The sequence below is a fragment of the Stenotrophomonas sp. CFBP 13724 genome (genome assembly GCF_014841975.1).
In the GTDB taxonomy this organism is placed as follows: domain Bacteria; phylum Pseudomonadota; class Gammaproteobacteria; order Xanthomonadales; family Xanthomonadaceae; genus Stenotrophomonas; species Stenotrophomonas lacuserhaii.
This window is the reverse complement of sequence record NZ_JACYUW010000001.1, coordinates 877,826-899,485: the sequence shown is the minus strand read 5'-3', so window position 1 is coordinate 899,485 and position 21,660 is coordinate 877,826. Positions and strand designations below refer to the sequence as shown.

The following is a 21,660-nucleotide window of genomic DNA, read 5'->3' as shown; positions in this document are numbered from 1 at the left end:
TCAAGCGAAGAGCGTGACGACCAACGGTCGTCACCCACCACCGATTACTCGGCAGACACACCCTCGCCTTCTTCGACGGCCTTCATCGACAGGCGGATACGGCCCTGCTTGTCGACTTCCAGCACCTTGACCTTGACCACATCGCCTTCCTTCAGCACGTCGCCGACCTTCTCGACGCGGTCGCTGGAGATCTGCGACACGTGCACCAGGCCATCTTTGCCCGGCAGGATCGTGACGAAGGCACCGAAGTCCATGATCTTGGCGACCTTGCCTTCGTAGATGCGACCCGGCTCCACGTCCGAGGTGATCTGCTCGATACGGGCCTTGGCAGCCTGCGCAGCGATGGCATTGACCGAAGCGATGATGATGGTGCCGTCATCCTGGATGTCGATCTGGGTGCCGGTTTCCTTGGTGATGGCCTGGATGGTGGAACCGCCCTTGCCGATCACTTCGCGGATCTTGTCCGGGTGGATCTTGATGGTCAGCAGGCGCGGCGCGTAGTCCGACAGCTCCTGGCGCGGCGCGGTCAGGCCGTGGGCCATCTCGCCCAGGATGTGCAGACGGCCGGCCTTGGCCTGCTGCAGTGCCTGCTTCATGATCTCTTCGGTGATGCCTTCGATCTTGATGTCCATCTGCAGGGCGGAGATGCCCTCAGCGGTACCGGCCACCTTGAAGTCCATGTCGCCCAGGTGATCTTCGTCACCCAGGATGTCGGACAGGACGACGAAGCGCTCGCCTTCCTTGACCAGACCCATGGCGATACCGGCCACCGGCGACTTGACCGGCACGCCGGCGTCCATCAGGGCCAGCGAGGAACCGCACACCGAGGCCATCGACGAGGAGCCGTTGGATTCGGTGATTTCCGACACCACGCGGATGGTGTACGGGAAGGCTTCCAGCGACGGCATCACGGCGAGGACGCCGCGCTTGGCAAGGCGGCCGTGGCCGATTTCGCGACGCTTCGGGCCCATCATGCGGCCGGTCTCACCCACCGAGTAGGGGGGGAAGTTGTAATGGAACAGGAAGTTGTCCTTGTACTCACCGGACACCGCGTCGATCACCTGACCGTCGCGGGCGGTGCCCAGCGTAATGGTCACGATGGCCTGCGTTTCACCGCGGGTGAACAGCGAGGAGCCATGGGTACGCGGCAGGATGCCGGTCTTCACGGCGATCGGGCGGACGGTGTCCAGCGCACGGCCGTCGATGCGGACCTTGGTGTCCAGCACCGAGTTGCGCATGGTGCTGTATTCCAGCTCGCCGAATTCCTTCGACAGCTCAGCCGGGTTCCAGCCTTCAGCGGCCACGCGGCCCGCCAGCGACTCGACCACGTCCTTCTTGATCGCCGAAATGGCGTCGCGGCGCTGCAGCTTGTCGCGCACCTGGAAGGCTTCGCCCAGGCGCGGGCCGATGGCTTCCTGCAGGGCGCTGATCAGCACGTCGTTCTTGACCGGGGCGACCCAGGTCGACGGCTTGGTGCCGGCTTCCACGGTCAGCTCGTTGATCGCGTTGATGACCTTCTGCATCTCGCGGTGACCGAAGGTCACGGCGCCCAGCATCACCTCTTCGGACAGCAGGGCGGCTTCGGATTCGACCATCAGCACGGCATTGGCGGTACCGGCGACAACCAGTTCCAGCTCCGAATCCTTCAGTTCGGTCACGGTCGGGTTGAGGATGTACTCACCGTTCTTGTAACCGACCTTGGCAGCGGCGATCGGCCCCTTGAACGGGGTGCCGGCCAGCGACAGCGCGGCCGAGGCACCGATCAGCGCGGCGATGTCGCCGTCGATGTCCGGGTTCAGCGACATCACCGTGGCGATGATCTGCACTTCGTTCTTGTAGTCTTCGGGGAACAGCGGACGGATCGGACGATCGATCAGGCGCGAAATCAGCGTCTCTTTCTCGGTCGCACGGCCTTCACGCTTGAAGAAGCCACCCGGGATACGGCCACCGGCGTAGAACTTCTCCTGATAGTCACAGGTCAGGGGGAAGAAGTCCTGGCCCTCACGCGCGCTCTTTGCGGCAACGGCGGAGACCAGCAGCACGGTATCGTCGAACTTGACGATGACGGCACCGCCGGCCTGGCGGGCGATTTCGCCGGTCTCAAGCGTGACGGTGTGTTTGCCGTACTGGAAGGTTTTGGTGATTTTTGCCACGGAGGGTGTCCTTGGGATGCTGTCTGCGAATGGACCGTCGGCGACCCGTGCCGCCTGCGGGTGACCGGTCGTTCCGGTCTGAATGCGATGGGTATTACGGTGCTACAAAACAAAACCGCGGCGCATCGCTGCGCCGCGGAGGATTCGTTGCTTAGCGACGCAGGCCAAGCTTTTCGATCAGACCCTTGTAACGGGTCACGTCTTTCTTCTTCAGGTAGTCGAGCAGGCTGCGGCGGCGGTTGACCATCTGCAGCAGGCCACGACGGCTGTGGTGATCCTTCTTGTGGGTCTTGAAGTGGCCGGTCAGCAGTTCGATGCGGGCGGTCAGCAGGGCGACCTGGACTTCCGGGGAACCGGTGTCGGAGGCGCTGCGCTTGTTGTCTTCAATAACCTTCTGGGTGTCGATCGACATTTTCTTTTCTCTTCTGATGCGGGGCCAGCAGGAACGTGTTCACGCACCGCTTGGCTCGCCGTAGGCTGATGATGATCCTGCAGGACGCAGGGTGCCCGTGAAAGGGCCGCAAAATTGTAACGGGAGCGCCCTCCCGGAACAAGGTCCGGGGCTGAATGGCCCCGGGGGATGTCACGGATTGAAGCGCCGCTGGGACGCCAGCAGGCCGGTTTCATCGACCTGCCCCAAGCCACAGGCGCCGCCGTCGGCGCCGTAAACCACCACCAGCCCTTGCGGCCAGCGGGTATCGCGCTGGCGCTGCCCCAGGCAGAAGCGGACCGCCTGCTGTGCATCCAGGTCAACCCGGGGGTAATCCACCAGCCCGGCCGAAAGCGGCAACAACAGGGCGTCCATGCCGGTTTCATCACCGGAATCGGCCATGCTGCGCAGCTGCTCGAGGGTGACCATCGCCGGTTCGGCGAACGGCTCCACCCACAAGCGGCGCAGTGCACTGATGTGCGCCCCGCACCCCAGCGCCTCACCGAGGTCGCGGGCGATGCTGCGGATATAGGTGCCCGAGCCGCAGGTGACGCGCAGCCGCAGGCGGTCCGGCTGCTGCTCCAGCACCTCGATGGAGCGCACTTCGACATCCCGCTCGGGCGCCTCGATGGCATCGCCACGGCGGGCCTTCACATACAGCGGCTCCCCACCCTGCTTGAGCGCGGAATAGATCGGGGCGCGCTGACGGATGTGGCCGGTCAGCGCCGCAAGCGCGGCCTGAAGGGCATCGGCACTGATCTCCGGCACCGGACGCTGCAGCAGCACCTGGCCTTCGGCATCATCGGTATCGGTGGTCTGGCCGAGCACGACTTCCGCGTCGTAGGCCTTGGCCGAGCCGAGCAGCAGCCCGGCGATCTTGGTGGCCTCGCCGAAGCACAGCGGCAGCAGGCCGGTGGCCAGCGGGTCCAGGCTACCGGTGTGGCCGCCCTTCTCGGCACGGAACAGGCGCCGGGCGACCTGCAGGGCCGCGTTGGAACTCATGCCGCTGGACTTGTCGAGCAGCAGGATGCCGTCCAGGCGACGGAATTGGATACGTGTCATGGATATTCATCGTAGCGCCGAGCAGTCCCCGGCGGGCAGGATCCGTGATGCAGGCAATCGCCGGGCTTCATCCGGCGCCAGCGGATCCTTACTCTTCGTTGCCTTCGCGCTTCTTCTCCGCCGCGACGGTGTCGGGCAGTTCACGCAGCAGGTTGTCGATGCGCTCACCGCGATCGACCGAATCGTCGTAATGGAAATGCAGCTCGGGCACGTGGCGCAGCTTCATCGCACGCGCCAGTTCCATGCGCAGGTGCCAGGCCAGTTCCTTCAGGCCCTTCATCGCTTCTTCGGAGCGCTCGGCCATAAGCGCGGTCACGAAGATCTTGGCATGGGACATGTCGCGGGTGATTTCCACATCGGACACGCTGACCGAGGGCAGCCCGTGTTCGCGCACGGCGTTATGCACCAGGGTGCCAAGTTCGCGGCGGATCTGGGCGGAAACACGGTCGGTTCGATGGAAAGTCTTGGGCACGCGGCAGGGCTCTTTAATTTGGGGGGTGACACGGTGAACGGTGATGCCTTGAAGCAGGACCGGGCCTTTCGGCCCGGTCCCTTGCAGCATTACAGGGTGCGCGGCACTTCGATACGCTCGAAGCACTCGATCTGGTCACCCGGCTTGACGTCGTTGTACGCCTTCACGCCGATACCGCACTCGGTACCATTGCGGACTTCGTCGACGTTTTCCTTGAAGCGACGCAGCGATTCCAGCTCGCCCTCGAACACCACGACACTGTCGCGGAGCACGCGGATCGGCTTGTTCCGCTTGACGATGCCTTCCACGATCATGCAGCCGGCGACAGCGCCGAACTTCGAGCTGCGGAAGACGTCGCGCACATCGGCGATACCGATGATCTCTTCGCGGATCTCCACACCCAGCAGACCGGAAGCCACCTGCTTCACCTGGTCGATCACGTCATAGATGATCGAGAAGTAACGCAGGTCGACGCCGTTGGATTCAATGATGCGACGGGCCGAAGCATCCGCACGCACGTTGAAGCCGATCACGGTAGCCTTCGAAGCCACCGCCGAGTTGGCGTCCGATTCGGTGATGCCGCCCACGCCGGAGTGGATCACGTTGATGCGGATGTCGTCGTTGGACAGACCCACCAGCGCCTGGCTGAGTGCCTGCACCGAACCCTGCACGTCGGCCTTGATGACCAGGTTGAGCACCTGCTGGCCCTCGCCCTTGCCGAGCGTGGCCATGATGTCTTCCATGCGGCTGCCGGCGGACTGCACCAGGCGCGATTCACGGCGCTTGGTTTCGCGCTGCTGCGCCACGTCCTTGGCCAGACGCTCGTCTTCGACCACCACGAAATCATCGCCCGCTTCCGGCACGCCGGACAGACCCAGCACCTGCACCGGGATCGACGGACCGGCCTGGTCAGGCTGCTTGCCGGTTTCGTCGAACAGGGCACGCACGCGGCCGTACTGGATGCCGCACACCAGGTAGTCGCCCTTCTTCAGCGAACCCTGCTGCACCAGCACCGTCGCGACCGGGCCACGGCCCTTGTCCAGCGAGGATTCGATGACCACGCCGCTGGCGCGGCCGTCGGCCACGGCCTTCAGTTCCAGCAGTTCGGCCTGCACGGAAATGGCTTCCAGCAGGTCGTCGATGCCCAGACCGGCCTTGGCCGAGATCTCCACCATCTGGATGTCACCACCGAAGTCTTCGGAGACGACCTGCTCGGTGAGCAGTTCGTTCTTCACCCGCATCGGGTCGGCGCCAGACTTGTCGATCTTGTTGATCGCCACGATCAGCGGCACGTTCGCCGAACGCGCGTGCTGGATCGCTTCCTTGGTCTGCGGCATGACGCCGTCATCGGCAGCCACCACCAGCACTACGATATCGGTCAGCTTGGCGCCGCGGGCACGCATCGAGGTGAAGGCAGCATGGCCCGGGGTATCCAGGAAGCTGATCACGCCCTTCGGCGTTTCCACGTGGTACGCACCGATGTGCTGGGTGATGCCACCCGCTTCGCCGGTGGCGACCTTGGTGCGGCGGATGTAATCCAGCAGCGAGGTCTTGCCGTGGTCGACGTGGCCCATGATGGTGACCACCGGCGGACGCGATACGGCTTCGCCGCGCTCTTCACCGGTAGCGGCCAGCAGCGCCTCTTCGACGTCGTCATTGCCAGCGCGGACCACGACGTGGCCGAGCTCTTCGGTCACCAGTGCCGCGGTGTCGTGGTCGATGCTCATGGTGATGGTCGCCATGACGCCCATCTTGAACAGGGCCTTGACCACTTCGCCGCCCTTCAGGGCCAGCTTCTGCGCCAGGTCGGCGACGGTGATGCTGTCGCCGATCGCCACTTCACGCACGACCGGCGCCGTCGGCCGCTCGAAGGCGTGCGGACCACTGTTCTGGCTGCCGCGCATGTCGCGACGACCCGGCTGCGGACGGCTGCCCGGACGGCCACGGTTGTTGTTGTTGTTGCTGTTGCCACGGCGCGCACGGTCGGCGGCGGACAGATGCATCTGGCCGGCGAAACGATCGCCACCGGGGCGATCGGTACGTGCCGGACCGCGGTTGTTGCGGTCGTCCGAACGCGGCGGTGCAGCGCCACGCGGCGGCGCGGACGGGCCACCGGCCGGCGGACGTGCCGCACGCGGGGCGGCCGGGGCGGCATCGGCCGGACGCGCAGCAGCCGGACGGCTGGCGGCAGCGGCCTCGGCGGCCTTGGCGGCGATGGCGGCTTCTTCAGCAGCCTTCTTCTCGGCTTCAGCCCGTTCCTTGGCGGCAACTTCTTCCTCGCGCTTGCGCACGATGGCTTCATCACGCAGGCGGTCCTTCTCCGCCAGCGCTGCCTGTTCATCAAGATTGCGCTGGCGGGATTCCTCCAGCTTGCGCAGGATGTCGGCGCGCTCCTCATCCGGGGTCATGCGCGCGGCCGCCTTGTCGTAGGTGCGCTTCTGGCGCACTTCCACGTTCACGGTGGTCTTGCTGCGACCCGCGTTCACCGTCACTTCCTGGTGCTTGCGGCGGTTCAGGGTGATCTTCTTGGAAGCCTCGGTGGCTTCTTCGACGGCCTGCTCGGGCTTGCCGTGGGCACGACGAAGGAAGCCCAGGAGCTTCACCTTCTCGGTGCTGGTCACGACCTGTTCGGGACCGCTGAACTTCATGCCGGCACCCGCCAGCTGTTCCAGCAGTTTTTCAACCGGTGTATTGACCAGTTCGGCAAGCTTGCGGATGGTGGTTTGCTGCGACATTCGGATCCTATGATCTTGAGGGCGCCCCCCCGTTTGTGGAGGTAGCGCGGATTCTACGCCCTGATCGGCTCAGGGCCCTGTTCATTGCCGGCTCATTCGCCGCGTTCCAGTCGGGCGATCTCCTCGGCGCGGGCAGACAGGATCAGCGCCGCGGCGCGCTCCTGGTCCAGCCCCTCGATGCCGAATTCAACCACCTCGTCGGCAGCCAGGTCCGACAGGTCCTCACCGGTGCGCACGCCATGGCTGGCCAGGGCGTAGGCGGTAACCTCGTCCATGCCTTCCAGGGCGAGCAGGTCGTCGGCAGGAACGCCGTCTTCCAGGCCTTCTTCAACGGCCAGCGCCTCGTTGAGCAGCGCGTCACGGGCACGTGCGCGCAGTTCTTCGACGATGTCCTCGTCGAAGCCTTCCACCGCCAGCAGTTCGCCGACGGGTACATAAGCGATTTCTTCCACGGTACCGAAGCCCTCGCTGACCAGGATGCCAGCGATTTCCTCGTCCACTTCCAGCTTGTCCATGAACAGCTGGCGGGCCGAGGTCTGCTCGGCTTCGGACTTTGCGGTGACCTGGTCCTGGGTCATCACGTTCAATTGCCAACCGGTCAGGCGGCTGGCCAGGCGCACGTTCTGCCCGCCCTTGCCGATCGCCTGGGCCAGGCGGTCTTCGGCGACAGCCAGGTCCATCGAGTGCTTGTCTTCATCGACGATGATCGACTGCACTTCGGCCGGCGCCATCGCATTGATGACGAAGTTGGCCGGGTTTTCGTTCCACAGCACGATGTCCACGCGCTCACCATTGAGCTCGTTGGACACCGCCTGCACGCGCGAACCGCGCATGCCGATGCACGCACCGATCGGATCGGTACGGGTATCGTGGGCCAGCACGGCGATCTTGGCGCGGTCGCCCGGATCGCGGGCGCAGGCCATGATTTCCACCAGGCCCTGGCCGACTTCCGGCACTTCCAGCTTGAACAGCTCGATCATGAACTCCGGCGCGGCGCGGCTGATGAACAGCTGCGGGCCACGCGGTTCGGAGCGCACTTCAGCCAGGTAGCCGCGCACGCGGTCACCGGCACGCAGCACGTCGCGCGGAATGCCCTTGTCCTTCGGAATGAAGCCCTCGGCGTTGCCGCCCAGGTCGACGAAGATGTTGCCGCGCTCGGCGCGCTTGACCACACCGGTGATCAGCTCGCCGACGCGATCCTTCCAGGCATCGACGACCTGCTGCCGCTCGGCTTCGCGCACACGCTGCACGATGACCTGCTTGGCGGCCTGGGCGGCGATGCGACCGAAGTCCGGGTTTTCGATCTGTTCTTCGACGTAGTCACCAACGTCGACGCCTTCGGCTTCGTCGATGGCGTCCATCAGGCGGATCTGGCGGTCCGGGGACTCCATGACCACGTCGTCTGCCACCACTTCCCAGCGGCGGAAGGTCTGGTAGGTGCCGTCCTTGTGGTCGATGACCACGCGCGCCAGCACTTCCTCGTCGGGGTAGCGCTTCTTCGCCGCCGAAGCCAGGGCGGCCTCGATCGCGTCGAAGATCACTTCACGCGGCACGCCTTTTTCATTGGCGACCGCGTCAACTACCAGCAGAAGTTCCTTGCTCATTGGCTCACTCCGCGCGCGGCTTCTTGGCCGCAGGCTCGTTGGATGGATTTTTGGTCGGCTTCGGACGCTTGGCCGGACCGGTCGGCTTGCTCGGGGCCAGCCCCAGCGCCACCCAGTCGGGCATGATGCGTGCCTTGTCGATGTTGTCGGCCGACACCACCAGGGTGGTTTTGTCGACGGTGAAGCTGATCGTGCCCTGCTCGGCATCGACCGAATCGATCCGGCCCTGCAGGCGGCGACGGTTGTCCTGCGGCAGCTTCAGCTGCACCTTGGCGTTCTGCCCCAGGTGCTGGCCGAACTGCGCCAGGTTGAACAGCGGGCGGTCCACGCCCGGCGAAGACACTTCCAGCGTGTAATTGCCGCTGATCGGGTCTTCGACGTCCATCTGCGCGGACACTTCGCGACTGACGCGCTCGCAGTCCTCGACGTTGATGGTGCGCTCGTCCTGCTCGGCGATCAGCACGTCGATGTACAGACGCAGCGTAGCGCCGCCGGGTGCGGGCAGATACTCGACGCCCAGCAGTTCCAGGCCCAGCGCATCGACGGTGGGGCCGAGCAGATTCGCGATTTCGGTTGCCTTGTCGCTCACAGCCTGCCTTGTTGTTGAATGTGGAAGAGATCCGGACCGCGGCGGGCCCGTTCCGGAAATGCAAAAGGGCCCACTGGGCCCTTTGTCCGGTGAAATCCGGTCATTGGATTCCGGCCGCAGGGCGCGCTGACGCGATCCCCTGCGAAGCCCAGCTTCTGGTCGAAGCCGGTGGCGGGATGATCGCGCTCCATGCAGAGCCAACCATCAGATATACCGCCAGCCCGCTGATGATAGACCTTGCACCGGGTTGGTGCAAGCTGCGCGCGCCTTTGAAGCCCCTGAAACGAGAAAAGCGACCCCGTTTCCGGAATCGCTCTCGTCTGATGCCTAGTTGGTAGCGGGGGCAGGATTTGAACCTGCGACCTTCGGGTTATGAGCCCGACGAGCTGCCAGACTGCTCCACCCCGCACCAGAAGCGCAATTATGCAGCATTCTGCTGCGCTGCGCAACCCTGCTCCACTTTTCCGTTGTCGGGTTGGTTGGTCGAACGGGTGAGACCCCCCCCGCGGCTGGTGGCTTACAGCAGGCTACATGCTTGGGGCCGGGTAATGGGGCTGGCCGGGGGACGGCAAAAGCTGCATCCATGCGGGCCTCGTTTCGCGCCATCCATGGCGTTCAACGCCCCCGCCCAGCCCCACCGCCCGGCCCCTGACAGGTTCCGTGGCCGCCCGCCGCGTATGAAAAAAGAAAAAAGCGGTAGCGCCGACCCATGGTCGGCGAGCGCAGCGGGCCGTTGGCGGAAACCATCCGCCGACCATGGGTCGGCGCTACCCGGGCCCCCAGGGACCTGTCGGAGGTGGGACGGGGTGGGTTGGCGGGAACGCTCATCCGCATGGATGCGGATGGCGAGCCTACACGGACGTATTCACGGCGGTTCCCGCCAACCCACCCCGTCCCGCCCAACCAGCAGCCCTGCAGCTTTCGCCGTTGCCGTTGCCGTTGCCGTTGCCGTTGTCTGGCTTCTGCCTGCGCGGCCAGCGCATCCAATCCCCATAACGAAAAAAGCGACCCCGTTTCCGGAGTCGCTTGTTCGTCTTGGTAGCGGGGGCAGGATTTGAACCTGCGACCTTCGGGTTATGAGCCCGACGAGCTGCCAGACTGCTCCACCCCGCATCAGAAGTGGTCGAATTGCTGCCCCGCGAGGGAGGCGTCTTGCAACGATGTTCTGGCAGAACCGCTGCAGTCACAACTCAGGAAACGAATATTACACTAATTGCGCAGCTTTGTATCGTTTTTCATGAAATATGTGCAAATGCCTGCTGGCACCACACCATGATGGGGTTCCAGGCCAGGCCCAGGGCCAGCAGCGCCAGCGCGTTCACGCCCAGCACCACGCCCAGCACGCGGTCGTTGTTGCGCGGCAGCGGCTCGCCCACCGGCTCATCGAAGTACATGACCTTGATCACGCGCAGGTAGTAGAACGCACCGATCACCGCGCAGATCACACCCAGCAGCGCCAGCCACAGCATGCCGCCGTTGACCGCCGCGCCCAGCACGGCCAGCTTCGTCCAGAAGCCCAGGAACGGGGGGATGCCCGCCATCGAGGCCATGATGCACAGGATCAGCGCGGCCATCCACGGGTTGCGGGCGTTCAGGCCCTTGTAGTCGTTGATGTTCTCGGCTTCGAAGCCGTTGCGCGACATCGCGATGATCGCGCCGAAGCCGGCGGTCGACATGATCGCGTAGCTCACCGCATAGAACAGCGCGGCGGCATAGCCCTGCGAACCACCCCCGGCGATGCCCATCAGCAGGAAGCCGATGTGCGACACGGTGGAGAAGGCCAGCATGCGCTTCAGGTTGTGCTGGGCGATCGCCATCAGGTTGCCGATCACCAGCGACAGCGCCGCCAGGCCACCGATCAGGAGCTTCCACTCATCCGACAGCGGACCCACGCCGACTTCCAGCAGGCGGTAGGCCATGCCGAACGCAGCCAGCTTCGGGGCCGAGCTGATGAACAGCGCGACCGGCGCCGGGGCACCCTGGTAGACGTCGGGCAGCCACATGTGGAACGGCGCCGCACCCAGCTTGAAGGCCACGCCGGCAATCATGAACACCGCGCCGGTCAGCAGCAGCATGCGCTCGTCCGACTGCGGGATGGCCGCGTTGATGGCGTCCAGGTGCAGCGAACCGGTAGCGCCGTAGATCAGCGACATGCCGTACAGCAGCAGGCCGGAGGCCAGCGAACCGAGCACGATGTACTTCATCGCTGCTTCCGAGGCCAGGCCGTTGTCACGGTTGCTGGCGACCAGCGCGTAGGAGCACAGCGCCAGCAGTTCCAGGCCCAGATAGACCATCAGCAGGCTGCCGGCGGAGACCAGGATCATCATGCCGGCGGTGGCGAACAGCACCAGCACCGGAATCTCGCCCTGGAACAGGTCGCGCTCGCGCAGGTAGCTCCAGCCGTACACCAGGCTCAGCCCGCTGCACAGCACGATCACCACCTTCATCACGTCGGCAGCGGTGTCACGCACGAACATGCCGTGGAAGACCTCCCCCTGCCCGCCCGTGCCGGTGGCCAGCATGACCAGCACCACCGCCAATGCGGCGAGCGAGAACAGATGGGTGATCAGCTTGTTCTGCTTGCTGATGAACAGATCGAGGATCATCAGGGCGAAGGCGCTCGCGACCAGCACCAGCTCGGGAGCGAGCGGGGGCAGGTCAGCAGCGGTCAGTGGCAGCAACGGCGAGGTGGTCATTATCAAATCCTGGAATCAGTTCGCTCGGCAGGCCGATCAGAGCAATTTGCTGGAAGCAATCTGCATCGCCAGCTTGGCGATCGACGGCTCCATCAGGTCGGTCAGCGGCTTGGGGTAGATGCCCAGGGCCAGTACGCCAATGGCGAACACGCCCAGCACCAGCCACTCGCGGCCGTTGATGTCCTTCAGTTCGGCGACGTGGGCGTTGGCCACCTCACCGAAGAAGATGCGCTTGTACAGCCACAGCGTGTAGGCGGCGCCGATGATCAGGGTGGTGGCAGCGCCCAGTGCGATCCACGGATTACGCTGGAAGGCCGCCATGATGACCATGAACTCGCCTGCGAAACCGGAGGTACCCGGCAGGCCGGCATTGGCCATGAAGAACAGCATCGCGAAGGTGGCGAACCACGGCATCACGTTGACCACGCCGCCGTAATCGGCGATGCGGCGGCTGTGCATGCGGTCATACAGCACGCCCACGCAGGAGAACATCGCACCGGACACGAAGCCGTGCGAGATCATCTGCACCATCGCACCCTGCAGGCCCAGGCGGGCGGCGTCGGCATTGCCGGCTTCCCGCACCAGCCACAGGGCGATGAACGTACCCAGGGTGACGAAGCCCATGTGCGCGATCGAGGAATAGGCGATCAGCTTCTTCATGTCGTCCTGCACCAGGGCGACCAGGCCGACGTAGATCACTGCGATCAGCGACAGCGCGATCACCAGCCACGCCCATTCCATCGAGGCGTCCGGGACGATCGGCAGGTTGAAGCGCAGGAAGCCGTAGCCACCGATCTTCAGTGCGATGGCGGCCAGGATGACCGAACCGGCGGTCGGGGCTTCCACGTGGGCGTCCGGCAGCCAGGTGTGCACCGGGAACATCGGCACCTTGACCGCGAAAGCGATCAGGAAGGCGAAGAAGATCCAGGTCTGCTCGGTGGCGGTCAACTGCAGCGCATACAGGTCGGCCAGCTGGAAGCTGCCGCCCTTCAGGTACAGGTAGACCAGGGCCACCAGCATCAGCACCGAGCCGAGGAAGGTGTAAAGGAAGAACTTCAGCGCGGCGTAGATGCGGCGCGGGCCGCCCCAGACACCGATGATCAGGAACATCGGGATCAGCATCGCTTCGAAGAACACGTAGAACAGCATCGCGTCGGTGGCAGCGAAGATGCCGACGGTGACGCCTTCCAGGATGAGGAAGGCCGCCACGTACTGGTTCACGCGCTTGTCGATGGCACTCCAGGCGCCGATCAGCGCGAGAACGCTGACCAGCGTGGTCAGCGCGATCAGCGCGATGGCGATGCCGTCCACGCCCAGGTTGTAGCCGATGTCGTAGGCCGGGATCCAGGCGCGGGTTTCGACGAACTGCAGCGCGTCGATGCCCGGGTCGTAACCGGTGAGCAGCGGGATGCTCAGGGCGAAGGTCAGCAGCGCGACACCCAGCGACGCCCAGCGGGCGGTCTGCGCATCACGGATGGCAAGGACCAGGGCGCCACCGATGATCGGCAGCCAGATGAGGACACTAAGTAGGGGCCAGTTCGACACGTTTTCTTATTCCGTACAGGTCATCAACGCAGGTAATGCATCAGCAGGCCCAGGAGGGCAATCAGGCCGATGATCATCGCGAAGGCGTAGTGATAGAGGAAACCGGATTGGGTACGACGCAGCACATTGGCTGCCACGTCCGCCCCACGTGCGACCAGGTTGACGGTGCCGTCGACGATGTTCGTGTCGAGCCAGCGTGCCACCCTGCCCAGCTTGACGCTGCCGCCGGCAAAGCCGTCGATCCACAGCGTGTCCATGCCGTACTTGTTTTCCAGCACCGACACGATCGGCGCGAAGGTCCTGCGCGCCCGGCCCGACAGGTCCGGCTTCCACAGGTAGAAGATCACGGCGAGCAGGAAGCCTGCCACGGTCAGGAAGAACGGCCAGGCGGTCATGCCATGCAGCGCGAACGCCACCGGACCATGGAAGTGCTCGCCGAGGAAGCCCACGGTGTTCTTGGCCGGGTCGTAGAAGTCCACGATGCCGGTGAAGAAGTTGGTGGCCTGGCCCTTGATGCCTTCATGGGCGTGGTGTCCGGCCCAGTCGGTGCCATGCAACATCGGGCCGATGCTGAAGAAGCCGATGATGATGGAGGGGATCGCCAGCAGGATCAGCGGCAGCGTCACCACCCACGGGGTCTCGTGCGGCTCATGCGGGCCATGGCCGTGACCATGGTCGTCATGACCGTGGTCGGCATGCGCATCGGCTGCATGTGCGTCGACGGCATGGGCATGGTCATCGTGCGCATGCGCAGCGTGGCCATGGCCGTCGTGGGCCACGTCGCGGAAGCGTTCCTTGCCATGGAAGGTCAGGAACAACAGGCGGAAGCTGTAGAAGCTGGTCACCAGCACACCGCCCAGCACCGCCCAGTAGGCATAGGTCGCGACCCAGCTGCTGGACATGTGGGCGTGGATCTCGGCGGCCTCGATGATGGTGTCCTTCGAGTAGAAGCCGGAGAAGAACGGCGTGCCGACCAGGGCCAGCGTGCCGATCCACATGGTGATGAAGGTGATCGGCATGTACTTGCGCAGGCCGCCCATCTTGCGCATGTCCTGCTCGTGGTGCATGGCGATGATCACCGAGCCCGCGCCGAGGAAAAGCAGCGCCTTGAAGAAGGCGTGGGTCATCAGGTGGAACACCGCGGCCGAGTACGCGGACACGCCCAGCGCAACGGTCATGTAGCCCAGCTGGGACAGCGTGGAGTACGCAACGACGCGCTTGATGTCGTTCTGCACGATGCCGATCAGGCCGGTGAAGAACGCAGTGGTGGCACCGATGAACAGCACGAAGTTCAGTGCGGTCGGCGACAGCTCGAACAGCGGCGACATGCGGGTGACCATGAAGATGCCGGCGGTGACCATGGTCGCGGCGTGGATCAGCGCCGAGATCGGGGTCGGGCCTTCCATCGAGTCAGGCAGCCAGACGTGCAGCGGCACCTGGGCGGACTTGCCCATCGCACCGATGAACAGGCAGATGCAGATCACCGTGGCGCTGGCCCAGACAACCGGCTGTTCCAGTACCTGGATGGTGTGCAGGCCGAACAGGTCGATCGAACCGGACCACACCTGGATGGCACCGTTGGCCAGCTCCGGGTCCATGATCTTGGCGAACACGGTGGCGTAGTCGAGGGTGCCGAACACCCACAACACGCCGCCGATGCCGAGCAGGAAGCCGAAGTCACCGACACGATTGACCAGGAAGGCCTTCATGTTGGCGAAGATCGCGGTCGGCCGCTTGAACCAGAAACCGATCAGCAGGTAGGACACCAGGCCCACCGCTTCCCAGCCGAAGAACAGCTGCAGGAAGTTGTTGCTCATCACCAGCGTCAGCATGGAGAAGGTGAACAACGAGATGTAGCTGAAGAACCGCTGGTAACCCGGGTCTTCTTCCATGTAGCCGATGGTGTAGATGTGCACCAGCAGCGACACGAAGGTCACCACCACCATCATCATGGCGGTGAGCTTGTCGACCATGAAACCGACATGCGCCGAGTACTGGCCGACTTCGAAGAAGGTGTACAGGTTCTCGTTGAACGGCTGCGCGCCGCCCCACAACAGCTGGTAGAACACGTACATCGACAGGGCGCAGCTGACCGCCACGCCGAGGATGGTGATGGTCTGCGCGCCGAGGCGCCCGACCTGACGACCGAACAGGCCGGCGATGATGCTGCCGAACAGCGGTGCAAGCACCACTGCGATCAACAGACTCTTGGCGAGTGTGATTTCCATCTGTTAATCAGCCCTTCAACGAATCGACTTCGCCGACATTGATCGTTCGACGTGTACGGAACAGGGTCACCAGGATTGCCAGGCCGATGGCGGCCTCGGCGGCTGCGACGGTGAGGATGAAGAACACGAACAGCTGGCCGGCCGTGTCACCCAGTTCGCGCGAGAACCCGACGAAATTGATGTTCACCGACAGCAGCATCAGTTCGATGGACATCAGCAGGACGATGACGTTCTTCCGGTTGAGGAAGATGCCGGCCAGGCTGATGCAGAACAGCACCGCACCCAGCGCCAGGATATGGCCCAACGTGATCATGGCTTGGTCTCCTCGCCAGCGGCCGGCATATCGACGGCGGCCTTGGTGTTGCTGTGCACGAACGGCTGGTCGACGTCCATCTTGACCACGGTGAGGCGGTCACGCGACTTGACCATGGTCTGCTCGCCCGGGTTCTGCGTCTTGATGCCGGTGCGATGGCGCAGGGTCAGCATCACGGCGGCGACCACCGCGACGGTCAGGATGACCGCAGCGAACTCGAACGGCAGCAGGTATTCGGTGAACAGGCTGCGCGCCAGCCAGGTGATGTTGGACGTGTCAGCGGCCAGCGCAGCGGCGTTGTCGGCCGGGAACGGGTTGACCGCCCTGCCCCGCACGCCGATCAGGGTGACGATCTGCACCAGCATCACCACCGCGACCACCAGCCCGACCGGCAGGTAACGTACCCAGCCTTCGCGCAGGTTGTCGGTGTCGATGTCCAGCATCATCACCACGAACAGGAACAGCACCATCACCGCGCCGACATACACCAGCACCAGGGCCACGCCGAGGAACTCAGCCCCGACCAGGATCCAGATGCAGGCCACGGAGAAGAAGGTCAGCACCAGGCAGAGCACGGCGTTGACCGGGCTGCGCGCACTGATCACCGCCGCGGCCGAGACACCGGCTGCGATGGCGAAAACCCAGAAAGCGATATTTACCCAATCCATGTCTCGACCTCAGCGGTAAGCGGCATCGGCGGCACGGCGCTCGGCGATTTCGGTTTCAAGCCGATCACCCAGGGCCAGCAGCTGCGGCTTGGTAACGATGTTTTCGCCACGATTCTCGAAGTGGTACTCGAGGATGTGGGTCTCCACGATCGAGTCCACCGGGCAGCTTTCTTCGCAGAAGCCACAGAAGATGCACTTGAACAGATCGATGTCGTAACGCGTGGTGCGGCGGGTGCCGTCCTCGCGCTTGGCCGAATCGATGGTGATGGCCAGTGCCGGGCAGACCGCTTCGCACAGCTTGCAGGCGATGCAGCGCTCTTCACCGTTGGGATAACGACGCAGGGCGTGCAGGCCGCGGAAGCGCGGGGACTGCGGGAACTTCTCCATCGGGTACATCATGGTGTACTTCGGCTTGAAGCTGTACTTCAGCGTCAGCCACAGACCGGCCAACAGCTCCAGCAGCAGCAGGCTCTTGAAGTAATGGGTAATCCTGTTCATTACGTTAGACACCCTTTTGAATCACGCCGAAGAACACCATCAAGGCGGTGACCGCGATCCAGAAAATGGTCAGCGGGATGAAGACCTTCCAGCCCAGCCGCATGATCTGGTCATAGCGGAAGCGCGGGAAGCTGGCACGGAACCAGATGTAGGCGCTGGCGAAGAAGAACACCTTGATGAACAGCCACGGCCAGCCGCCTGTCCAGATCCAGTCGATGAACGGCGAGATCGCTCCCGGGTTCACCCAGCCCTGGATCGGGCTCAACCAGCCACCGAGGAAGAAGATCGCGATCAGGAAGCTGATCAGGATCATGTTCGCGTATTCGGCCAGGAAGAACAGCGCGAAGGCACCGCCGGAGTACTCCACCATGTGGCCGGCGACGATTTCCGATTCGCCTTCCACCACGTCGAACGGCGCGCGGTTGGTTTCGGCCACGCCGGACACCCAGTACACGACGAACAGCGGGAACAGCGGCAGCAGGAACCAGTCCAGGAAGCCGGAGTTGCCGGCCTGCGCCATCACGATGCCGGTCAGGTTCAGGCTGCCCGAAGCGATCATCACGCCGACCAGGGCAAAGCCCATGGCGATTTCGTAGCTGATCATCTGCGCCGAGGCGCGCATTGCACCCAGGAACGCGTACTTCGAATTGGATGCCCAACCGGCCAGGATGATGCCGTACACGCCCAGCGAGGTCATCGCCAGCAGGTACAGCAGGCCGGCGTTGGCATTGGACAGCACCAGCTGCGCATCGAAGGGCACCACCGACCAGGCCGCGAAGGCCGGTGCCAGGGTGATCAACGGCGCCAGCAGGAACAACACCTTGTGGGCGTTGGCCGGCTGCAGCACTTCCTTGAACAGCAGCTTGAAGACGTCGGCGAAGGCCTGGAAGATGCCCATGCCCACGTACATCGGGCCGTGGCGGACGTGCATCCAGCCGATCAGCTTGCGTTCCCAGACCACGTAGAAGGCCACCGAGATGATCACCGGCATGGTGATCACCAGGATCTTCAGGATGATCCACAGCAGGGCGCCGATCTCACCAAGGCCAAGCAGCCACTGGTGCAGCGGGTCCACTGCGTTCAACAGCAATTCGTTCATGCAGCCACCACCGTTACGCGTGCGGCACCCAGCGGTGCGGTTGCACCGTGGCCCGATTCAATCCAGACCGAACCCACGGCGACGCGGGCGTCGACCACCACCGGCAGCGTGGCGCGGCCGGCATCGGTGCCGACCTTGGCCATCTGGCCTTCCTGCAGCTGCAGGCGGGCGGCATCGGTGGCATTGAGCACGATGCGCGGGGCGGTGTTGAGCGGATGCGACTGCAGCGCCGGTGCGCGACGGACGACCGCGTCGCTGCGGTAGATCGCCGCGGTCGAAGCCACTTCCAGGCCTTCGCTGGCCACGGGAGCGGCCGACGAAGCGGCGACGGTCACGCTCACCGGCGCCAGGCTGGCGCGCAGGCCGGCCAGGTCGATGAACTCGAAACCGGCCAGTGCCATTTCGCCACCCAGGGCGCGCAGCACGCGCCAGCCCTCGCGGGCCTCACCCGGCAGCTTGCCGCCGGCGCGTGCCGACTGCGAGCGACCATCGAGATTGGTCAGCGTGGCGTCGATTTCCGGCAGTGCGCCGATCGGCAGGATCACGTCGGCGACGTCGCGGGTCGAGGCGCAGGCGAACTGGCTGAAGGCCACCACCTGGGCACCGGCCAGCGCCTTGCGGGCGGCGGGGGCGTCGGCGAAATCCAGGCCCGGCTCCAGGCCATAGACCACGTAGGCCTGGCGCGGCTGGGACAGCATGCCCGCCACATCCTTGCCGGCCGGCAGCACGCCGGCGCGGGTCAGGCCGATGGCATTGGCGCCCTGCGGAATACGGCACAGCTTGGCACCGGTTGCTGCAGCGAAATCACGCGTAGCGGCGCGGATCGCGGCGGCCTGCGGGTGGTTTTCGGCGATGCCACCGACGATCAGCACGGTGTTGCGACCGCCCTGCACCGCCGAACGCAGGTCAGCGTTTTCCAGTGCGCCGGCGAAGGTCGACGGTGCGACGATCTGCTTGCTGGCGATGCTGAAGGCGAAGTCGAAATCGACCGGGTTGACCACGTGGATCTTCGCGCCATTGCTGGTCTGCGCCTTGCGCAGGCGGGCATGCAGCAGCGGAAGCTCATGGCGGATGTTGCTGCCCAGCACCACGATCTGGTCGGCGCCTTCGATTTCGGCCAGCGGCAGCCCGAACACTTCGGCGGTGGACGCGTCGGAGAAGTCGCGGTTGTTGATGCGGTGGTCGATGTTGGTCGAACCCAGGCCTGATGCCAGGCGGGCCAGCAGCGCGCCCTCCTCGTTCGAGGTCGACGGGTGTACCAGCACGCCCAGGGCGTCGCCCTGGTTGGCCTTCAGGATGTCGGCGGCAGCAGCCAGGCCTTCGGCCCAGCTCACTTCCTTCCACTCGCCATTGATCTTGCGCAGCGGCTTGACCGCACGGTCTTCGCTGTACAGGCCCTGGTGCGAGTAGCGGTCACGATCGGACAGCCAGCATTCGTTGACCAGCTCGTTGTCGCGCGGCACGGTGCGCAGCACTTCGCCGCGACGCACGTGCAGGAACAGGTTCGAGCCCATCGCATCGTGGTAGCCCAGCGATTCGCGCGCGGTCAGTTCCCACGGACGTGCGCGGAACTGGAACACCTTGTTGGTCAGCGCGCCCACCGGGCACACATCCACCACGTTGCCGGACAGTTCGGTGGTCAACGGCTTGCCGTCGTAGGTACCGATCTGCAGGTTCTCACCGCGGTACATGCCACCCAGTTCATAGGTACCTGCAACGTCGGCGGTGAAGCGGACGCAACGGGTGCACTGGATGCAACGGGTCATTTCGGTGGCCACCAGCGGCCCCATGTCCTCGTCCACCACCACGCGCTTGCGCTCGTTGAAGCGGCTGACCGAACGGCCATAGCCCAGCGATACGTCCTGCAGCTCGCACTCACCGCCCTGGTCGCAGACCGGGCAGTCCAGCGGATGGTTGATGAGCAGGAACTCCATCACCGAACGCTGGAACTTCAGCGCTTTTTCGCTGCGGGTGGCAACCTTCATGCCATCCATCACCGGCGTGGCGCAGGCAGGCGCCGGCTTCGGCGACTTCTCCACGTCCACCAGGCACATGCGGCAGTTGGCGGCGATCGGCAGCTTCTCGTGGTAGCAGAAGCGCGGGATCGGGATGCCGGCCTTGTCGGCGGCCTGGATGATCATCGAACCCTTGGGCACCACCAGCGACTGGCCGTCGATTTCGACGGTGACGTGGTCCGGTGGCACGTTGGGCGTTACGGGTTGCGCGCTCATGCGGCAGCAGCCTCCACCTTCTTGCCGTCAACCATCGAATGACCGTTGACGATGTAATACTCGAATTCGTCCCAGAACTGGCGCAGGAAACCCTGGATGGGCCATGCCGCCGCTTCACCGAACGCACAGATGGTGTGGCCTTCGATCTGGCCGGCCACGGCCTTCAACTGGTGCAGGTCTTCCATCGTGGCCTTGCCGGCGACGATGCGCTCCAGCACCCGGTGCATCCAGCCGGTGCCTTCACGGCACGGGGTGCACTGGCCACAGGATTCCTTGTGGAAGAACTGGCTGATGCGGCAGGCGAACTTGACGCAGCACACGCTGTCGTCCAGCACCACGATGGCGCCCGACCCCAGCCCGGTGCCGAGGGCACGCAGGGTGTCGTAGTCCATCTGCAGGCCCTTCAGCTCTTCGGCCTTCAGCACCGGCATCGACACGCCGCCCGGAACCGCGCCCTTCAGCGTGCGGCCCGGCTTCAGGCCTCCGGCCATTTCCAGCAGCTCGTCGAAGGTGGTGCCCAGCGGCACCTCGAAGTTGCCCCCCTTCTGCACGCAGCCGGACACCGAGAAGATCTTCGGCCCGCCGTTCTTGGTCAGCGACAGGCCCTGGAACCATTCCGGCCCGTTTCGGATGATCGCCGGCACCGAAGCATAGGTCTCGGTGTTGTTGATGGTGCTGGGCTTGCCGTACAGGCCGAAGTTCGCCGGGAACGGTGGCTTGTAGCGCGGCTGGCCCTTCTTGCCCTCCAGCGATTCCATCAGCGCGGTTTCTTCGCCGCAGATGTAGGCGCCGGCGCCCAGCGCACCGTAGATGTCGATGTCCACGCCGCTGCCGAGGATGTCCTTGCCCAGCCAGCCGTTCGCGTACGCGTCGGCCAGGGCCTGCTCGAAGTTCTCGAACGGCTCGTGGTGGAACTCGCCACGCAGGTAGTTGTAGCCCACGGTGCTGCCGGTGGCGTAGCAGGCGATCGCCATGCCTTCCACCACCGAATGCGGGTTGTAACGCAGGATGTCGCGATCCTTGCAGGTACCCGGCTCGGATTCATCCGAATTGCACAGGATGTACTTCTGCATCGTGCCCTTGGGCATGAAGGACCACTTCAGGCCGGTCGGGAAACCGGCGCCGCCACGGCCGCGCAGGTTGGACTGCTTGACCATCTCGATGACCTGCTCCGGCGAGATCTTCTCTTCGAGGATCTTGCGCAGGGCGGCGTAGCCACCGGTCTTGAGGTAGCTTTCGTACGACCACGGAGTGTCGTAATGCAGGGTGGTGTAGACCACCTGGTGCGGCAGCGGTGCGGGACCGACCGGACCACTGGGTGCGTGATGATGTGCCAT

At 64.5% G+C, this 21,660-nt stretch carries 16 protein-coding genes and 2 tRNA genes; all 18 read right to left on the bottom strand.

Annotation, left to right across the window (positions count from 1 at the left end; all coding sequences use genetic code 11):
- Positions 1–44: 44 nt before the first annotated feature.
- Entirely contained in the window at positions 45–2,153 is a 2,109-nt protein-coding gene (gene pnp, locus IFT63_RS03890) for a polyribonucleotide nucleotidyltransferase (RefSeq protein ID WP_192083295.1), read from the bottom strand.
- A 151-nt stretch (positions 2,154–2,304) separates the two neighbouring features.
- The gene (gene rpsO, locus IFT63_RS03885; RefSeq protein WP_192083294.1) at positions 2,305–2,565 is read right to left on the bottom strand and encodes a 30S ribosomal protein S15; all 261 of its coding nucleotides are present in this window, start codon (positions 2,563–2,565) and stop codon (positions 2,305–2,307) included.
- 171 nt (positions 2,566–2,736) lie between these two features.
- Positions 2,737–3,645, bottom strand: coding sequence for a tRNA pseudouridine(55) synthase TruB (gene truB, locus IFT63_RS03880; protein ID WP_192083293.1), 909 nt, complete (start codon positions 3,643–3,645; stop codon positions 2,737–2,739).
- 88 nt (positions 3,646–3,733) lie between these two features.
- A complete protein-coding gene (gene rbfA, locus IFT63_RS03875) occupies positions 3,734–4,117 on the bottom strand; it encodes a 30S ribosome-binding factor RbfA (RefSeq protein WP_042613000.1) in 384 nt (127 codons plus the stop codon).
- 89 nt (positions 4,118–4,206) lie between these two features.
- A complete protein-coding gene (gene infB / locus IFT63_RS03870; RefSeq protein WP_042613001.1) occupies positions 4,207–6,852 on the bottom strand; it encodes a translation initiation factor IF-2 in 2,646 nt (881 codons plus the stop codon).
- A gap of 92 nt (positions 6,853–6,944) precedes the next feature.
- Entirely contained in the window at positions 6,945–8,456 is a 1,512-nt protein-coding gene (gene nusA / locus IFT63_RS03865; RefSeq protein WP_042613002.1) for a transcription termination factor NusA, read from the bottom strand.
- Positions 8,457–8,460: 4 nt separating this feature from the next.
- Positions 8,461–9,045, bottom strand: a complete 585-nt coding sequence (gene rimP / locus IFT63_RS03860) for a ribosome maturation factor RimP (RefSeq protein ID WP_042613003.1) — start codon at positions 9,043–9,045, stop codon at positions 8,461–8,463.
- A 332-nt stretch (positions 9,046–9,377) separates the two neighbouring features.
- Positions 9,378–9,454 (bottom strand) — tRNA-Met (locus tag IFT63_RS03855).
- Between the two features lie 627 nt (positions 9,455–10,081).
- Positions 10,082–10,158 (bottom strand) — tRNA-Met (locus IFT63_RS03850).
- A 122-nt stretch (positions 10,159–10,280) separates the two neighbouring features.
- On the bottom strand, positions 10,281–11,741 hold the full coding sequence (nuoN, locus tag IFT63_RS03845) for an NADH-quinone oxidoreductase subunit NuoN (protein WP_192083292.1): 1,461 nt from the start codon (positions 11,739–11,741) through the stop codon (positions 10,281–10,283).
- Positions 11,742–11,777: 36 nt separating this feature from the next.
- Positions 11,778–13,286 (bottom strand): NADH-quinone oxidoreductase subunit M, encoded by a 1,509-nt coding sequence (locus IFT63_RS03840; protein ID WP_042614971.1) that lies wholly within the window; start codon positions 13,284–13,286, stop codon positions 11,778–11,780.
- Positions 13,287–13,309: 23 nt separating this feature from the next.
- Positions 13,310–15,514, bottom strand: coding sequence for an NADH-quinone oxidoreductase subunit L (gene nuoL / locus IFT63_RS03835; protein WP_192083291.1), 2,205 nt, complete (start codon positions 15,512–15,514; stop codon positions 13,310–13,312).
- Positions 15,515–15,521: 7 nt separating this feature from the next.
- Complete coding sequence (nuoK, locus tag IFT63_RS03830) at positions 15,522–15,827, bottom strand: NADH-quinone oxidoreductase subunit NuoK (RefSeq protein ID WP_042614969.1); 306 nt, start codon at positions 15,825–15,827, stop codon at positions 15,522–15,524.
- Positions 15,824–16,495: an NADH-quinone oxidoreductase subunit J gene (locus tag IFT63_RS03825; protein ID WP_182657186.1), complete on the bottom strand. Its 672-nt coding sequence runs from the start codon at positions 16,493–16,495 to the stop codon at positions 15,824–15,826. Before IFT63_RS03825 ends, nuoK begins: the two co-directional genes overlap by 4 nt.
- Before the next feature lie 9 nt (positions 16,496–16,504).
- Positions 16,505–16,993, bottom strand: a complete 489-nt coding sequence (gene nuoI / locus IFT63_RS03820; protein ID WP_042614967.1) for an NADH-quinone oxidoreductase subunit NuoI — start codon at positions 16,991–16,993, stop codon at positions 16,505–16,507.
- A gap of 4 nt (positions 16,994–16,997) precedes the next feature.
- Positions 16,998–18,092 carry an NADH-quinone oxidoreductase subunit NuoH gene (gene nuoH, locus IFT63_RS03815; protein WP_042614966.1) on the bottom strand — a complete coding sequence of 365 codons (1,095 nt, stop codon included), beginning with the start codon at positions 18,090–18,092 and terminating at the stop codon, positions 16,998–17,000.
- The gene (gene nuoG / locus IFT63_RS03810; protein ID WP_192083290.1) at positions 18,089–20,323 is read right to left on the bottom strand and encodes an NADH-quinone oxidoreductase subunit NuoG; all 2,235 of its coding nucleotides are present in this window, start codon (positions 20,321–20,323) and stop codon (positions 18,089–18,091) included. Before nuoG ends, nuoH begins: the two co-directional genes overlap by 4 nt.
- Complete coding sequence (gene nuoF, locus IFT63_RS03805) at positions 20,320–21,660, bottom strand: NADH-quinone oxidoreductase subunit NuoF (RefSeq protein ID WP_042614964.1); 1,341 nt, start codon at positions 21,658–21,660, stop codon at positions 20,320–20,322. Before nuoF ends, nuoG begins: the two co-directional genes overlap by 4 nt.

What these genes read in the sequence shown, in the direction of transcription:
- rpsO (WP_192083294.1), bottom strand. Translation starts at nt 2,565, where the DNA reads ATGTCGATCGACACCCAGAAGGTTATTGAAGACAACAAGCGCAGCGCC.
- truB (WP_192083293.1), bottom strand. Translation starts at nt 3,645, where the DNA reads ATGACACGTATCCAATTCCGTCGCCTGGACGGCATCCTGCTGCTCGAC.
- infB (WP_042613001.1), bottom strand. Translation starts at nt 6,852, where the DNA reads ATGTCGCAGCAAACCACCATCCGCAAGCTTGCCGAACTGGTCAATACA.
- nusA (WP_042613002.1), bottom strand. Translation starts at nt 8,456, where the DNA reads ATGAGCAAGGAACTTCTGCTGGTAGTTGACGCGGTCGCCAATGAAAAA.
- nuoN (WP_192083292.1), bottom strand. Translation starts at nt 11,741, where the DNA reads ATGACCACCTCGCCGTTGCTGCCACTGACCGCTGCTGACCTGCCCCCG.
- nuoL (WP_192083291.1), bottom strand. Translation starts at nt 15,514, where the DNA reads ATGGAAATCACACTCGCCAAGAGTCTGTTGATCGCAGTGGTGCTTGCA.
- nuoK (WP_042614969.1), bottom strand. Translation starts at nt 15,827, where the DNA reads ATGATCACGTTGGGCCATATCCTGGCGCTGGGTGCGGTGCTGTTCTGC.
- IFT63_RS03825 (WP_182657186.1), bottom strand. Translation starts at nt 16,495, where the DNA reads ATGGATTGGGTAAATATCGCTTTCTGGGTTTTCGCCATCGCAGCCGGT.
- nuoI (WP_042614967.1), bottom strand. Translation starts at nt 16,993, where the DNA reads ATGAACAGGATTACCCATTACTTCAAGAGCCTGCTGCTGCTGGAGCTG.
- nuoH (WP_042614966.1), bottom strand. Translation starts at nt 18,092, where the DNA reads ATGAACGAATTGCTGTTGAACGCAGTGGACCCGCTGCACCAGTGGCTG.
- nuoG (WP_192083290.1), bottom strand. Translation starts at nt 20,323, where the DNA reads ATGAGCGCGCAACCCGTAACGCCCAACGTGCCACCGGACCACGTCACC.
- nuoF (WP_042614964.1), bottom strand. Translation starts at nt 21,660, where the DNA reads ATGGCACATCATCACGCACCCAGTGGTCCGGTCGGTCCCGCACCGCTG.